The sequence below is a fragment of the Kluyvera genomosp. 3 genome, assembly GCF_011765685.1.
Lineage (GTDB): Bacteria > Pseudomonadota > Gammaproteobacteria > Enterobacterales > Enterobacteriaceae > Kluyvera > Kluyvera georgiana_A.
Genome location: NZ_CP050321.1, coordinates 4,739,982 through 4,755,169, shown reverse-complemented (window position 1 = coordinate 4,755,169; position 15,188 = coordinate 4,739,982). Strand labels below are relative to the sequence as shown.

General features: G+C 56.5%; 11 protein-coding genes. 8 read left to right on the top strand and 3 right to left on the bottom strand.

The genetic code is table 11. The features are described from left to right. Positions 1-132 precede the first annotated feature (132 nt). Positions 133-585, bottom strand: a complete 453-nt coding sequence (locus tag GY169_RS22140) for an acetyltransferase (RefSeq protein WP_167577137.1) — start codon at positions 583-585, stop codon at positions 133-135. Between the two features lie 159 nt (positions 586-744). On the opposite strand from GY169_RS22140, the gene metA reads away from it, so the two are divergent. The 4 genes from metA to aceK all read left to right on the top strand — a co-directional run bounded on the left by metA (position 745) and on the right by aceK (position 6,770). Further along, positions 745-1,674, top strand: a complete 930-nt coding sequence (metA, locus tag GY169_RS22135) for a homoserine O-acetyltransferase MetA (protein WP_163447568.1) — start codon at positions 745-747, stop codon at positions 1,672-1,674. 271 nt (positions 1,675-1,945) lie between these two features. Beyond that, complete coding sequence (gene aceB / locus GY169_RS22130; RefSeq protein WP_167577136.1) at positions 1,946-3,547, top strand: malate synthase A; 1,602 nt, start codon at positions 1,946-1,948, stop codon at positions 3,545-3,547. Between the two features lie 31 nt (positions 3,548-3,578). After that, positions 3,579-4,883 (top strand): isocitrate lyase, encoded by a 1,305-nt coding sequence (gene aceA / locus GY169_RS22125; protein ID WP_167577135.1) that lies wholly within the window; start codon positions 3,579-3,581, stop codon positions 4,881-4,883. Between the two features lie 102 nt (positions 4,884-4,985). Next, positions 4,986-6,770, top strand: a complete 1,785-nt coding sequence (gene aceK, locus GY169_RS22120) for a bifunctional isocitrate dehydrogenase kinase/phosphatase (RefSeq protein WP_167577134.1) — start codon at positions 4,986-4,988, stop codon at positions 6,768-6,770. 51 nt (positions 6,771-6,821) lie between these two features. Here the strand turns inward: aceK and iclR are convergent, their stop codons facing one another. Continuing rightward, entirely contained in the window at positions 6,822-7,649 is an 828-nt protein-coding gene (gene iclR / locus GY169_RS22115; RefSeq protein WP_167577133.1) for a glyoxylate bypass operon transcriptional repressor IclR, read from the bottom strand. Positions 7,650-7,847: 198 nt separating this feature from the next. Here iclR and metH point away from each other — a divergent pair, with 198 nt between their 5' ends. After that, positions 7,848-11,531, top strand: a complete 3,684-nt coding sequence (gene metH / locus GY169_RS22110; RefSeq protein WP_167577132.1) for a methionine synthase — start codon at positions 7,848-7,850, stop codon at positions 11,529-11,531. Between the two features lie 191 nt (positions 11,532-11,722). Then, positions 11,723-13,354, top strand: a complete 1,632-nt coding sequence (locus tag GY169_RS22105) for a Na/Pi cotransporter family protein (RefSeq protein WP_167577131.1) — start codon at positions 11,723-11,725, stop codon at positions 13,352-13,354. A gap of 156 nt (positions 13,355-13,510) precedes the next feature. On the opposite strand, the gene pepE is transcribed toward GY169_RS22105, so the two are convergent. Continuing rightward, the gene (pepE, locus tag GY169_RS22100; RefSeq protein ID WP_163447574.1) at positions 13,511-14,200 is read right to left on the bottom strand and encodes a dipeptidase PepE; all 690 of its coding nucleotides are present in this window, start codon (positions 14,198-14,200) and stop codon (positions 13,511-13,513) included. A 214-nt stretch (positions 14,201-14,414) separates the two neighbouring features. On the opposite strand from pepE, the gene GY169_RS22095 reads away from it, so the two are divergent. Both GY169_RS22095 and GY169_RS22090 read left to right on the top strand, forming a co-directional pair. Continuing rightward, a complete protein-coding gene (locus tag GY169_RS22095; protein WP_163447562.1) occupies positions 14,415-14,774 on the top strand; it encodes a type II toxin-antitoxin system RelE/ParE family toxin in 360 nt (119 codons plus the stop codon). Next, positions 14,764-15,081 carry a helix-turn-helix domain-containing protein gene (locus tag GY169_RS22090; RefSeq protein WP_163447561.1) on the top strand — a complete coding sequence of 106 codons (318 nt, stop codon included), beginning with the start codon at positions 14,764-14,766 and terminating at the stop codon, positions 15,079-15,081. The genes GY169_RS22095 and GY169_RS22090 overlap by 11 nt, the downstream gene beginning before the upstream one ends. Positions 15,082-15,188 lie beyond the last annotated feature (107 nt).

Here is a 15,188-nt window from a genome sequence, read left to right as displayed (position 1 = left end):
GAGTAGGGAACTGCCAGGCATCAAATAAGTGAAGAAGCCCATCCTGACGGATGGGCTTTTTTGCGTCTGTGCGAAATGAAAATGCAGTGAAATCCCGGGCTACAGCTGCTCTGGTCGCCCGGATGAGGCGTGTTACGCCGACTCCGCTGATGCACCACAATAACGTAAATGCAGCAGTGGATAAGGTCTCCCATGATCGTCCGTCTCTGACCGCCCGGTCACAACAAACCCCATCTTCTGGTAAAACCCTACCGCCTGATCATTCTGCTCGTTCACGTCGGTGGTCAGGTCGGGGATCAGCGATAACGCATGTTCAACCAGCTTTCGTCCCACCCCGGTACCCCGAGCATCCGGATCGACAAACAGTGCCTCCAGATGGTGCTCTGACAGCAGCATAAATGCTAAAGGCACATCATTTGCGTCTGTCGCCACCCAAAGCGGCGCTTCAGGTAAAAATGTCCGTACCTGTACCTCAATCTCCGCTCTATCCTGCGCGGACAAGAAATCATGCGTCGCATCCACCGAACGACACCATATTTCCACTAATCGTTCGCCTTCATGGCGCTGAGAACGTCGAATAACCACTTCATTTACTCCCTTTCGAATCGTTTCCGCATTCTACCGCAATCGTAATTGAAACTTTCTCACCTTTAACATGCAGACTCGACATTTCACTGAATTCTGGGTATCGTTAGGTGTCTGGATGTCTAAACGTTTATACGTATGCTGTGAGGTAATAAGGTTATGCCGATTCGGGTGCAGGACGAGCTACCAGCCGTCAAGTTCTTGCGTGATGAGAACGTCTTTGTGATGACCACGTCGCGTGCTACAGGTCAGGAAATTCGTCCTCTGAAGGTGCTGATCCTGAATCTGATGCCAAAGAAGATAGAGACAGAAAACCAGTTCTTACGTCTGCTGTCAAACTCTCCGCTACAGCTGGATATTCAGCTACTGCGTATTGATGCGCGTGAATCGCGTAATACGCCAACTGAGCATTTGAACAACTTTTACTGTAATTTCGACGACATTCGCGACCAGAACTTCGATGGTCTGATCGTCACCGGCGCGCCGCTGGGCCTGGTCGAATTTAATGATGTTGCCTACTGGCCGCAGATTCAGCAGGTGCTGGAGTGGGCTAAAGATCACGTCACATCAACGCTGTTTGTCTGTTGGGCGGTACAAGCCGCGCTGAATATTCTGTACGGGATTCCTAAGCAAACCCGAGACGACAAGCTTTCCGGTGTCTATGAGCATCATATTCTGCATCCTCATGCCCTGCTAACCCGCGGTTTTGATGATTCTTTCCTGGCGCCCCATTCGCGCTACGCCGACTTCCCTGCGAAGCTGATTCGTGATTTTACCGACCTGGAAATCCTCGCGGAAACCGCTGACGGCGACGCCTATCTGTTTGCCAGCAAAGATAAACGTATTGCCTTCGTGACGGGTCATCCGGAATACGATGCTCATACTCTGGCGAGTGAATATTTCCGCGATGTGGATGCTGGCCTGAGTCCGGAAGTGCCCTATAACTACTTCCCCAAAGATGACCCGCAAAACAAACCGCGTGCCACCTGGCGTAGCCACGGTAACCTTCTGTTTGCGAACTGGCTCAACTACTACGTCTACCAGATCACGCCATACGATCTGCGGAATATGAATCCAACGTTGGATTGATCCGCTACTCTTCACGATCCTAAAGCGTTTCAGCATGCTCAATCAGGCACCTTCGGGTGCCTTTTTTGTTTCCGAAATGCACCCCATACGGCCATAAATTTTTAATTCTAATCTAATCAATGTCTTGTAATTATTTTAATTTAAAAATGGAAATTGTTTTTGTTTTTTTAATTTTATTGATTAGGCTTAAAAACGTTGAGCGAAAACTACACAACGATCGTCCGCTCACCTGACGGGGAAACTATTCGGATCACTCACGAGGAGCTGCACCATGACACAACAAGCCACAACAACCGATGAACTGGCTTTTCTGAAGCCTTATGGCGAGCAGGAACAGCAGGTTTTAACTGCGGAAGCGGTGGAATTTCTGACCGAACTCGTGACCCGATTTACGCCAAAACGCAATAAGCTGCTGGCAGCGCGCATTCAGCAGCAACAGGATATTGACGACGGCAAGCTGCCAGATTTTATTTCGGAAACCGATTCCATTCGTAATGGCGATTGGCAGATACGCGGCATTCCAGCCGATCTGCAGGACCGCCGCGTTGAAATTACCGGCCCCGTTGAACGCAAAATGGTGATCAACGCCCTGAACGCTAACGTCAAAGTGTTCATGGCCGATTTTGAAGACTCATTAGCGCCGGACTGGAACAAAGTGATCGAAGGGCAGATCAACCTGCGTGACGCGGTCAATGGCACCATCAGCTACACCAACGAAGCGGGAAAAATCTATCAGCTCAAACCGAACCCCGCGGTGCTGGTTTGTCGCGTACGCGGCCTGCACCTGCCGGAAAAACACGTCACCTGGCGCGGTGAAGCCATTCCGGGCAGCCTGTTTGACTTTGCGCTGTACTTTTTCCACAACCACAAAGCGCTGTTAGCCAAAGGCAGCGGTCCCTATTTCTACCTGCCGAAAACCCAGGCGTGGCAGGAAGCGGCCTGGTGGAACGATGTGTTCTGCTATGCCGAAGATCGCTTCAACCTGCCGCGCGGGACTATCAAAGCCACGCTGCTGATTGAAACCCTGCCGGCCGTGTTCCAGATGGACGAAATTCTCCATGCCCTGCGCGACCATATTGTTGGCCTGAACTGTGGCCGTTGGGATTACATCTTCAGCTATATCAAAACGTTGAAGAACCACCCGGACCGCGTTTTGCCGGATCGTCAGGTTGTCACCATGGATAAACCGTTCCTCAGCGCCTATTCACGGCTGTTGATTAAAACCTGTCACAAGCGCGGCGCGTTCGCGATGGGCGGCATGGCGGCGTTTATCCCGCACAAAGATGCCGAGCGCAACGCGCAGGTGCTGAATAAGGTGAAGGCGGATAAATCACTGGAAGCCAATAACGGCCATGACGGTACCTGGGTTGCCCATCCTGGTCTTGCTGATACTGCCATGGCGGTGTTTAACGAGGTGCTGGGCGATCGCCCAAACCAGCTCTCTGTTTCCCGCGCCACCGACGCGCCGATTACCGCCGAACAACTGCTGGCACCGTGCGACGGTGAACGCACCGAAGAGGGGATGCGCGCCAATATTCGCGTGGCGGTCCAGTACATCGAGGCGTGGATCTCCGGCAACGGCTGCGTACCGATTTATGGCCTGATGGAAGATGCGGCCACCGCCGAAATCTCCCGTACCTCTATCTGGCAGTGGATCCATCACCAGAAAACCCTCAGCAACGGCAAACCGGTAACCAAGCCGCTGTTCCGCCAGATGCTGGCGGAGGAACTGCAGGTGATTAAAGGCGAGCTGGGCGAAGCCCGCTTCAACGGCGGCCGTTTTGACGATGCCGCGCGCCTGATGGAGCAAATCACCACCTCCGACGAACTGATCGACTTCCTGACCCTGCCGGGCTACCGCCTGCTGGCATAATTCACCACATAACAATATGGAGCATCTGCACATGAAAACTCGTACTCAACAAATCGAAGCATTACAACAAGAATGGACGCAGCCACGTTGGGAAGGCATCAAGCGCCCGTACAGCGCGGAGGAAGTGGTGAAACTGCGCGGTTCGGTCAACCCGGAGTGTACGCTGGCGCAGTTGGGCGCGGCCAGAATGTGGCGCCTGCTGCACGGTGAAGCGAAAAAGGGCTACATTAACAGCCTTGGCGCGCTGACCGGCGGCCAGGCGTTACAGCAGGCGAAGGCGGGCATTGAGGCGATTTACCTCTCTGGCTGGCAGGTCGCGGCGGACGCGAACCTGGCGTCCAGTATGTACCCGGATCAATCGCTCTATCCTGCGAACTCAGTGCCTGCGGTGGTCGATCGGATCAACAACACTTTCCGCCGTGCGGATCAGATCCAGTGGGCGAACGGTATCGAGCCAAACGATCCGCGCTACGTTGATTATTTCCTGCCGATCGTTGCCGATGCGGAAGCGGGTTTCGGCGGGGTGCTGAACGCCTTTGAACTGATGAAATCAATGATTGCGGCCGGTGCAGCGGCGGTACACTTTGAAGATCAGCTGGCGTCGGTGAAGAAATGCGGTCATATGGGCGGCAAAGTGCTGGTGCCCACGCAGGAAGCGGTTCAGAAACTGGTCGCCGCACGTCTGGCGGCCGACGTGATGGGCGTACCGACCCTGCTGATTGCGCGTACCGATGCCGATGCGGCGGATCTCATCACCTCCGACTGCGACCCGTACGATAGCGACTTCATCACCGGCGAACGCACCAGCGAAGGCTTCTACCGTACTCGCGCAGGCATTGAACAAGCTATCAGCCGCGGCCTGGCGTACGCACCGTACGCCGACTTGGTGTGGTGTGAAACCTCCACGCCGGACCTGGAACTGGCGAAGCGCTTTGCCGATGCTATCCACGCGAAATACCCTGGCAAACTGCTGGCCTACAACTGCTCGCCGTCGTTCAACTGGCAGAAAAAGTTGGACGACAAAACCATCGCCAGCTTCCAGCAGCAGCTGTCTGACATGGGCTACAAATACCAGTTCATCACACTGGCCGGTATCCACAGCATGTGGTTCAACATGTTCGACCTGGCGCACTCTTACGCGCAGGGCGAGGGGATGAAGCACTACGTTGAGAAGGTTCAGCAGGCCGAGTTCGCGGCGGCGAAAGATGGCTACACCTTCGTTTCTCACCAGCAAGAGGTGGGCACCGGCTACTTCGATAATGTCACCACCATTATCCAGGGCGGAACCTCCTCGGTGACCGCGCTGACCGGTTCGACCGAAGAATCGCAGTTTTGATTTATGCCCGGTGGCGCTGCGCTAACCGGGCCTACAACGCAATGTAGGCCGGATAAGCGAAGGCGCCATCCGGCATGACTCGGTGCCGGATGGGGATAAATAATGACGCGAGGCCTGGAATTACTGATTGCGCAGACCATTTTGCAGGGATTTGACGCCCAGTACGGACGTTTTCTGGAAGTGACTTCCGGCGCACAGCAGCGGTTTGAACAGGCCGACTGGCATGCCGTGCAGCAGGCGATGAAAAGCCGTATCCATCTGTACGACCATCACGTGGGGTTGGTGGTCGAACAGCTGCGCTGCATTACCGATGGCAAAAGTACTGACGCCGATTTTTTGCTGCGCGTAAAGGCGCAGTACACCCGTTTGTTGCCGGATTACCCTCGCTTCGAGATTGCGGAGAGCTTTTTTAATTCCGTCTATTGCCGGTTATTTGACCACCGCTCGCTGAGTCCCGAGCGGTTATTTATTTTCAGCTCGCAGCCCGAGCGTCGTTTTCGCGCGATTCCCCGACCGCTCGCGAAGGATTTTTTCCCGGACGCTGGCTGGGAAGCGGTGATTTTCAAAATGCTCAGCGATTTACCCCTGCGTCTGCCCTGGCAGAATAAGTTTCGCGACGTGGGCTATATCATGGCGCATCTGAGCGAAACGCTGGACGTCGAGACGCTACGTCAGTCGCACCTGCAAATCGCTAATGAGCTGTTTTATCGCAACAAAGCCGCATGGCTAATCGGCAAGCTCATCACGCCGACCGGCACGCTGCCGTTTCTCATACCCATTCACCGCACCGATGAAGGCGAGTTGTTCGTCGATACCTGCCTGACCACCACGGTTGAGGCCAGCATCGTCTTCGGTTTTGCCCGCTCCTACTTTATGGTGTACGCGCCGCTGCCTGCGGCTCTGGTGGAATGGCTGCGCGAAATTTTGCCGGGCAAAACCACCGCCGAGCTCTATATGGCGATTGGCTGTCAGAAGCACGCCAAAACCGAAAGCTATCGTGAATACCTGAACTACATCGCTAACGCCAATGAACAATTTATTGAAGCGCCGGGCATTCGCGGCATGGTGATGCTGGTGTTTACGCTGCCGGGCTTCGACCGGGTCTTTAAAGTCATAAAAGACAAGTTTGCCCCGCAAAAAGAGATGTCCGCCGCGCACGTCCGGGCCTGCTACCAGTTGGTGAAGGAACATGACCGTGTCGGGCGGATGGCTGATACTCAGGAGTTTGAAAATTTCGTGCTGGAAAAACGGCAGATAGATCCGGCGCTGATGGCGCTTTTGTTGCAGGAAGCGCCGGAAAAGATCGTCGACATGGGCGATAAAATTGCCATTAGCCATCTGTATATTGAACGGCGGATGGTGCCGCTCAATCTCTGGCTGGAACAGGTAGAAGGGCAACAGCTACGCGACGCGATTGAAGAATACGGCAACGCTATTCGCCAGCTTGCTGCCGCCAATATCTTCCCTGGCGACATGCTGTTTAAGAATTTCGGCGTCACCCGGCACGGACGCGTGGTGTTCTACGATTATGACGAGATTTGTTATATGACGGAGGTAAACTTCCGCGATATACCGCCGCCGCGCTATCCGGAGGACGAGCTAGCGAGCGAGCCCTGGTACAGCGTGTCGCCGGGCGATGTGTTCCCGGAAGAGTTTCGCCACTGGCTGTGCGCCGACCCGCGCATCGGGCCGCTGTTTGAAGAGATGCACGCCGACCTGTTTAGCGCCGACTACTGGCGTGGCCTACAGACGCGCATTAAAAATGGGCACGTGGAGGATGTTTATGCCTACCGCCGCCGCCAGCGGTTCAGCGTGCGCTATGAAACCGACCGTAGGCCGGATAAGGCGCTTTCGCCGCCATCCGGCGAGGTGCGCCGATCTGCCTGATGGCGCTACGCTTATCAGTCCTACCGAAGATGCCCCAACGGGGCATTTTGTTTACTTAATCCCGCCGTAGGCCAGCGTCACCTCTTTCGCCGCTTTAATCACCATCGCGCCAAACTCGGTCACGCGGTCATCGGTAATGCGGGAAATCGGCCCGGAAATGGAGATGGCGGCAAACGGCTCGCGGTGTTCGTCATAAATGCACGACGCCACGCAGCGCAGGCCCAGCGCATGCTCTTCATCGTCAAACGAATAGCCGCGCTTGCGCGCTTGGGCCAAATCGTCTTTCAGATGCAGCGGCGATACCAGCGTCGCATGCGTGTAAGCGTGCAGCCCTTTGCGGTGCAGTAGACTGGTGACTTCTTCTTCACTCAACTGGGATAAAAACGCTTTGCCGGCGCCGGAGGCGTGCATTGGCAGCTTGCCGCCGATCGGCGCGGACATGCGCATCAGCTGCGTACACTGCACCTGGTCGATAATAATCGCCTGATGATCGCTTTTATCGAGCACCGCGAGGTTGACCGTCTCACCAGAGTCTTCCATCAGCTGGCGCAGAATCGGGTGCACAATCGCCAGCAGATTACGGCTTTGCAGGAAGCTGCTGCCGACGATAAACGCATGCGCGCCCACTGCCCAATGGCCGAGTTCGCCAACCTGACGCACGAAGCCCAACTGCTGCATGGTGGTGAGTAAACGGTGCGTGGTGGAGTTAGGAAGGCCAGCTTGTTGCGCCAGCTCGGTGAGCGCCACGCTGCTGTGTGATTCGGCGATCCACTCTAACAGTTTGAGGCCGCGGGTGAGCGACTGCACCTGACCCGTTGCGGCGGCGGCAGTTGCCGGGGCGGGTTTTCTACCGCGTTTTGCAGGAACGTTGGCGACCATCGCGACTCCTTTCTGTATCGTGGAAATTATTTTCGTTTTTATTGATTATAATACAACCGTTCGTCTTACTGCTCCGATGAGTCATGCTGAACATGTCTCATGTAGACCGTTGTTCTCTTTTCCGCCACCCCGCTTTATGCCAGTATGGTCTATTGCCTATTTGGGTCTGGATTTCGTAGAGCGGTGTCGGGAGTGCCTGTGAGCAGCAAAGTGGAGCAACTGCGTGCGCAGTTAAATGAACGTATTCTGGTTCTGGATGGGGGCATGGGCACCATGATCCAGGGCTATCGTCTGAGCGAGCAGGATTTCCGCGGCGAACGCTTCGCCGACTGGCCTTGCGACCTGAAGGGAAACAACGACCTGCTGGTGCTCAGCAAGCCGGAGGTGATCGCGGCTATCCATCACGCCTACTTCGAGGCGGGGGCGGATATCATCGAAACCAACACCTTCAACTCCACCACTATCGCCATGGCCGATTACCAGATGGAATCGCTGTCGGCGGAAATCAACTTTGCGGCGGCGAAGCTGGCGCGCGCGGCGGCCGATGAATGGACGGCGCGTACGCCGAACAAACCGCGCTACGTCGCGGGCGTGCTCGGCCCAACCAACCGTACGGCGTCTATCTCGCCCGACGTCAATGACCCGGCGTATCGCAACATTACTTTTGATCAGCTGGTGGCCGCCTATCGCGAATCCACCAAAGCGCTGGTGGAAGGTGGCAGCGACCTGATCTTGATTGAAACCGTCTTCGACACCCTCAACGCCAAAGCGGCGGTGTTTGCGGTGAAAGAAGAGTTTGAAGCGCTGGGCGTTGATCTGCCGATCATGATTTCCGGCACCATTACCGACGCTTCTGGCCGTACGCTCTCCGGCCAAACCACGGAAGCGTTCTACAACTCCCTGCGTCATGCCGACGCGCTAACTTTCGGCCTCAACTGCGCCCTCGGCCCGGATGAGCTCCGCCAGTACGTGCAGGAGCTGTCACGCATTGCCGAATGCTACGTCACCGCGCACCCGAACGCCGGCCTGCCGAACGCTTTCGGCGAGTACGACCTCGACGCCGACACCATGGCAACGCAAATCCGCGAATGGGCCGAAGCGGGCTTCCTCAACGTGGTTGGCGGCTGCTGTGGCACCACGCCGGAGCATATTGCGGCGATGAGCCGAGCGGTGGATGGCTTGCCACCGCGTAAGCTGCCAGAGATTGCGGTCTCCTGCCGTCTGTCCGGCCTGGAGCCGCTGAATATTGGCGACGACAGCCTGTTTGTGAACGTCGGTGAACGTACCAACGTCACCGGCTCGGCGAAGTTTAAGCGCCTGATCAAAGAAGAGAAATACAGCGAAGCGCTGGATGTCGCCCGTCAGCAGGTGGAAAGCGGCGCGCAGATTATCGATATCAACATGGATGAGGGGATGCTCGACGCTGAAGCGGCGATGGTGCGCTTCCTCAACCTGATTGCCGGCGAGCCGGATATCGCCCGCGTGCCGATTATGATCGACTCCTCGAAATGGGAAGTTATCGAAAAAGGGCTGAAGTGCATTCAGGGTAAAGGCATCGTTAACTCCATCTCAATGAAAGAGGGCGTAGAGCCGTTTATTGAGCATGCGAAAAAAGTCCGCCGCTACGGCGCAGCCGTGGTGGTGATGGCTTTTGACGAAGTGGGCCAGGCCGACACCCGCGAACGCAAAATTGAGATTTGCCGTCGCGCCTACAAGATTTTGACTGAAGAGGTGGGCTTCCCGCCGGAAGACATCATCTTCGACCCGAATATCTTTGCCGTCGCCACCGGTATTGAAGAGCACAACAACTACGCGCAGGACTTTATCGGCGCCTGTGAGGACATCAAACGCGAGCTGCCGTACGCGCTGATTTCCGGCGGCGTGTCTAACGTTTCCTTCTCGTTCCGCGGCAACGACCCGGTACGTGAAGCTATTCACGCGGTATTCCTCTACTACGCCATCCGTAACGGCATGGACATGGGCATCGTCAATGCCGGACAGCTGGCTATCTACGACGACCTTCCCGCCGAACTGCGCGATGCGGTTGAAGACGTGATCCTCAACCGCCGTGAAGACGGCACCGAACGTCTGCTGGAGCTGGCCGAGAAATACCTCGGCAGCAAAACCGACGAAGCTGCCAACGCCCAGCAGGCGGAATGGCGTAGCTGGGACGTGAAAAAGCGTCTCGAATACTCGCTGGTAAAAGGCATTACCGAATTTATCGAACTCGACACCGAAGAGGCGCGCCAGCAGGCTGAACGCCCGATTGAAGTGATCGAAGGGCCGCTGATGGACGGCATGAACGTGGTCGGCGACCTGTTTGGCGAGGGCAAAATGTTCCTGCCGCAGGTGGTGAAATCGGCCCGCGTAATGAAGCAGGCGGTGGCCTACCTCGAACCGTACATTGAGGCCAGCAAAGAGAAAGGTTCCAGCAACGGCAAGATGGTTATCGCCACGGTGAAGGGTGACGTGCACGATATCGGTAAAAATATCGTCGGCGTGGTGCTGCAGTGCAACAACTACGAAATTATCGATCTCGGCGTGATGGTGCCAGCGGATAAAATCCTCAAAACGGCGAAAGAGGTGAACGCGGATCTGATCGGTCTCTCTGGCCTGATTACGCCGTCGCTGGATGAAATGGTCAACGTGGCAAAAGAGATGGAGCGCCAGGGCTTCACCATCCCACTGCTCATTGGCGGCGCGACAACGTCGAAAGCGCACACCGCGGTGAAAATTGAGCAGAACTACAGCGGCCCGACGGTTTACGTGCAGAACGCTTCGCGTACCGTCGGCGTGGTAGCGGCGCTGCTCTCCGACACTCAGCGCGACGATTTTGTTGCCCGTGCGCGCAAAGAGTACGAAACCGTACGTATCCAGCACGGGCGTAAGAAACCGCGTACCCCGCCGGTCACGTTAGCCGCGGCGCGGGAAAACGATCTCGCGTTTGACTGGGAAAGTTACACCCCGCCGGTCGCACATCGTTTAGGCGTGCAGGAAGTCGAGGCCAGCATCGAAACGCTGCGCAACTATATCGACTGGACGCCGTTCTTTATGACCTGGTCGCTGGCCGGGAAGTATCCGCGCATTCTTGAAGATGAAGTGGTGGGGGAAGAGGCGAAGCGCCTGTTCAAAGACGCCAATGAGATGCTGGACCAGTTGAGCGCCGAGAAATCCCTCAACCCACGCGGCGTCGTTGGCCTGTTCCCGGCTAACCGCGTCGGCGATGACGTGGAAATCTATCGCGATGAAACGCGCACGCAGGTGCTGACCGTGAGCCGTCATCTACGCCAGCAGACCGAGAAAGTGGGTTTTGCCAACTACTGTCTGTCGGACTTCGTGGCGCCGAAAACCTCCGGCAAAGCGGACTATATCGGTGCCTTCGCCGTCACCGGCGGGCTGGAAGAAGATGCGCTGGCCGAGGCGTTTGAAGCGCAGCACGATGATTACAACAAGATCATGGTGAAGGCGATTGCCGACCGCCTGGCGGAAGCCTTTGCCGAGTACCTGCACGAGCGCGTGCGTAAGGTTTACTGGGGCTATGCGCCGAACGAAAACCTGAGCAACGAAGAGCTGATTCGCGAAAACTACCAGGGCATTCGCCCGGCGCCGGGCTACCCGGCCTGTCCGGAGCACACCGAAAAAGGCACCATCTGGGAACTGCTGGACGTGGAAGCCCACACCGGCATGAAGCTGACGGAATCCTTCGCCATGTGGCCCGGTGCATCGGTTTCCGGCTGGTATTTCAGCCACCCGGATAGCAAGTACTATGCGGTCGCGCAGATTCAACGCGATCAGGTTGAGGACTACGCGCAGCGTAAAGGGATGAGCGTAGCGGAAGTGGAGCGCTGGCTGGCACCAAACCTGGGTTACGATGCCGACTGATTCACAGAATCGTCATCTTTCCTTACAACTAACAGGGCGCTCTATGAGCGCCCTGTCTCTTTATTGCGCGTAAACCCTTATACTGGAAGAAGGTTCGCGAGCGCGGTTTGCCTGTTAAGCGCAGCGCCATCTGGCATGATGTCAGTCTAACGAACCTCAGGAACCTATAACGATAAGGAGAAGCTGATTCCGTGTTAACTCTGCTACACCTGCTTTCCGCCGTCGCGCTGTTGGTGTGGGGTACCCATATTGTGCGCACCGGCGTGATGCGTGTATTTGGCGCGCGTCTGCGTACCGTGCTCAGCCGCAGCGTGGAGAAAAAGCCGCTCGCCTTCTGTGCGGGTATCGGCGTTACCGCGCTGGTACAAAGCAGCAATGCCACCACTATGCTGGTGACATCCTTTGTTGCCCAGGATCTTGTGGCCCTGACGCCCGCGCTGGTGATCGTGCTTGGCGCCGACGTGGGGACCGCGCTAATGGCGCGTATCCTGACCTTCGATCTCTCGTGGCTGTCGCCGCTGCTGATTTTTATCGGCGTCACCTTCTTCCTGGGCCGCAAGCAAACCCGCGAAGGGCAGTTGGGCCGCGTGGGTATCGGTCTGGGGCTGATTCTGCTGGCGCTGGAGCTGATTGTGCAGGCGGTCACGCCAATCACTCAGGCCAACGGCGTGCAGGTCATTTTTGCTTCGCTGACCGGTGATATTCTGCTGGATGCGCTGATTGGCGCCGTGTTCGCCATCATCAGCTACTCGAGCCTGGCCGCCGTGCTGCTGACCGCCACGCTGACCACCGCCGGGGTCATCTCCTTCCCGGTGGCGCTGTGTCTGGTGATTGGCGCCAACCTGGGTTCGGGCCTGTTGGCCATGCTCAACAACAGCGCCGCTAACGCCGCCGCCCGCCGTGTGGCGCTGGGTAGCCTGCTGTTTAAGCTGGTGGGTAGCCTGATTATTCTGCCGTTCGTCCACGTGCTGGCGACCACGATGCAGAAGCTGCCGCTGGCGGAATCCGAACTGGTTATCTACTTCCACGTTTTCTACAACCTGATCCGCTGTGTGGCGATGGTGCCGTTTGCCGAGCCCATGGCGCGTTTCTGTAAACGCCTGATCCGCGATGAGCCAGAGCTGGAAGCGCACCTGAAGCCCAAACATCTGGATGTTACCGCACTTGATACCCCCACGCTGGCGTTGGCTAACGCCGCACGTGAGACGCTGCGCATTGGTGATGCCACCGAGCAGATGCTGGACGGGCTAAAGAAGGTGATGCACGGCGAACCGCGCGAAGAGAAAAACCTGCGCAAACAGGCGGATGATATCAACGTGCTCTACACCGCCATCAAGCTCTACCTGGCGCGAATGCCGAAAGACGAGCTGGCGGAAGAGGAGTCCCGGCGCTGGGCGGAGATTATCGAAATGTCGCTGAACCTTGAACAGGCCTCCGATATCATTGAACGGATGGGCAGCGAGATTGCCGACAAGTCGCTGGCCGCGCGCCGCGCCTTCTCGGTTGAGGGGCTGAAAGAGCTGGAAGCGCTCTATGAACTGCTGCTGAGCAACCTTCAGTTGGCGATGTCGGTGTTCTTCTCCGGCGATGTCACCAGCGCCCGCCGTCTGCGTCGCAGTAAACACCGTTTCCGTATTCTGAACCGCCGCTACGCGCACGCGCACGTCGATCGTCTGCATCAGCAGAACGTACAAAGTATTGAAACCAGCACCCTGCATCTGGCGCTGCTGGGGGATATGCAGCGTTTGAACTCGCTGTTCTGTTCGGTGGCTTACAGCGTGCTGGAGCAGCCGGATGAAGACGATGAGCGCGACGATTACTAGCCTAAACCCGGCCTCGGCTGGGCGACCTTGTAGGCCGGATAAGGCGTTCACGCCGCCATCCGGCAATGTGCGCCGAATAGCCTGATGGCGCTGCGCTTATCAGGCCTATGGTTTGTAGCCCGGGCGAGGCGTTTACGCCGACCCCGGGTTTATGGCTCAGAAGCGGTGCCCTTCCTCCAGCGCTACGGCTTCCTCACCCGCTTTAAATACGTAGGTCGTGCGCGGCCCGCCAAGCGTCGCCTCGCCGTTAGCCACCTCAATCCAGTTGCCTTCCGGCAGACCAATCACCGTTAACTCCGGCGCGACAACCAACAGCTCGCGAATGCGCTGTTCGCGGGTTTCGCCTTTATGCCCTTCGGGCAACGCATTGGTAAAGTGCGGGTTAATCTGTAGCGGGAACAGACCGAGCGCGTCAAAGCCCTGCGGGTCGACAATGGGCATATCGTTGGTGGTGCGAATGGTCGGACAGGCGAGGTTAGCGCCCGCGCTCCAGCCGATATACAGCGCCCCGCGTTTGACCACGTCGACAATCGGAGCCAGTAGCCCGCGCTGACGGCTCTCTTTGAGCAACTGGAAGGTGTTGCCGCCGCCGACAATGACCAGCTCGGCGTTTTCAATCGCTGAAACCGGATCGGCCACGGTATGAATGCCGGTGACCGATACGCCCAACGGCGCCATCACGGCCGCGGTTTTCGTGGTGTATTCATCCCAGGTCTGCGTCACGCCAGCAAACGGAATAAACACCGCGCGACGGCGGCCATTGAGCCGCGCCTCAATCAGCGGCAGCGCGTGTTCCAGCCAGGCTTTGCCCGGCAGCGTTGAGTTACTCAGCAGAAGCAGTTCCATCATTTCTCCCATTCATTAGAAAATTATCAATCGACGCAGGATGTTACCATCCTGAGCCCGATCGCTTACTGATGCAGTTCACGATGTTGCAGTAGATAGTCTGGAAGACGCCTCGCAGATTGTCATTGTGACCCATGCCGTACCTGGATCGTTGATTTATTCTCCTGCTAAACAATGGCTATTTATACCTATATGGATATAATCAGGAGGCGGGATGGCAAAACCGCTTTATTGGGTTGGGCAGTCCAGAAAGGATCTGCGAATGATGCCCGAACATGTACAGGATACGTTTGGTTTTGCGTTATGGCTTGCTCAGCAGGGGAAACAACATCCCCAAAGTAAACCTCTGAAAGGGTTTGGTAGCGCAGGCGTGATCGAGGTTGTCGAGGATTTTCACGGTAATACCTGGCGCGCGGTTTACACCATAAAATTCAGAGGGGCGGTATACGTACTGCACGCTTTCCAGAAAAAGTCTTCGTCGGGTAAAGCAACGCCCAAGCCTGACATCGATCTTATTTACCAACGGCTAAAGGCCGCTCAGCGACACGCGCAGGAGAGTTTAAATGGCACATGAAGTCAAAATGAGTCGCGGCAATATCTATGCCGATCTCGGCGCAGATGATGCCGATGAGATGTTGCTGAAGGCACAGCTTGCGTTAGCTATCAGCGAGATCCTACAAAGTAAAAAACTGACCCAGCAGCAGGCGGCGAAAATACTCGGTATGACGCAGCCTAAGCTTTCTAATCTGCTGCGTGGTCAATTTCGTGGGATCAGCGAAGCAAAAATGCTCGAATGCCTGGTAAAACTCGGACGTGATGTCGAGATCGTGGTGGGGAAAAACAGCGTTGAGCATGGATCGCTGAAAGTCAGCTTTAGCTAAGCCCCTGGCATCTGCTCTGGCAAACGCCGCTGGTCCACTGGGGGCGCGATATCGCAACGATTTGCAGTGGGCTATTTTTTCTCACCCGCAAGGTGAGGTATATTTCG

Bases quoted from the DNA above. Each gene is read 5' to 3' on its own strand.
- metA (WP_163447568.1), top strand. From the start codon at position 745: ATGCCGATTCGGGTGCAGGACGAGCTACCAGCCGTCAAGTTCTTGCGT.
- aceB (WP_167577136.1), top strand. From the start codon at position 1,946: ATGACACAACAAGCCACAACAACCGATGAACTGGCTTTTCTGAAGCCT.
- aceA (WP_167577135.1), top strand. From the start codon at position 3,579: ATGAAAACTCGTACTCAACAAATCGAAGCATTACAACAAGAATGGACG.
- aceK (WP_167577134.1), top strand. From the start codon at position 4,986: ATGACGCGAGGCCTGGAATTACTGATTGCGCAGACCATTTTGCAGGGA.
- iclR (WP_167577133.1), bottom strand. From the start codon at position 7,649: ATGGTCGCCAACGTTCCTGCAAAACGCGGTAGAAAACCCGCCCCGGCA.
- pepE (WP_163447574.1), bottom strand. From the start codon at position 14,200: ATGGAACTGCTTCTGCTGAGTAACTCAACGCTGCCGGGCAAAGCCTGG.
- GY169_RS22095 (WP_163447562.1), top strand. From the start codon at position 14,415: ATGGCAAAACCGCTTTATTGGGTTGGGCAGTCCAGAAAGGATCTGCGA.
- GY169_RS22090 (WP_163447561.1), top strand. From the start codon at position 14,764: ATGGCACATGAAGTCAAAATGAGTCGCGGCAATATCTATGCCGATCTC.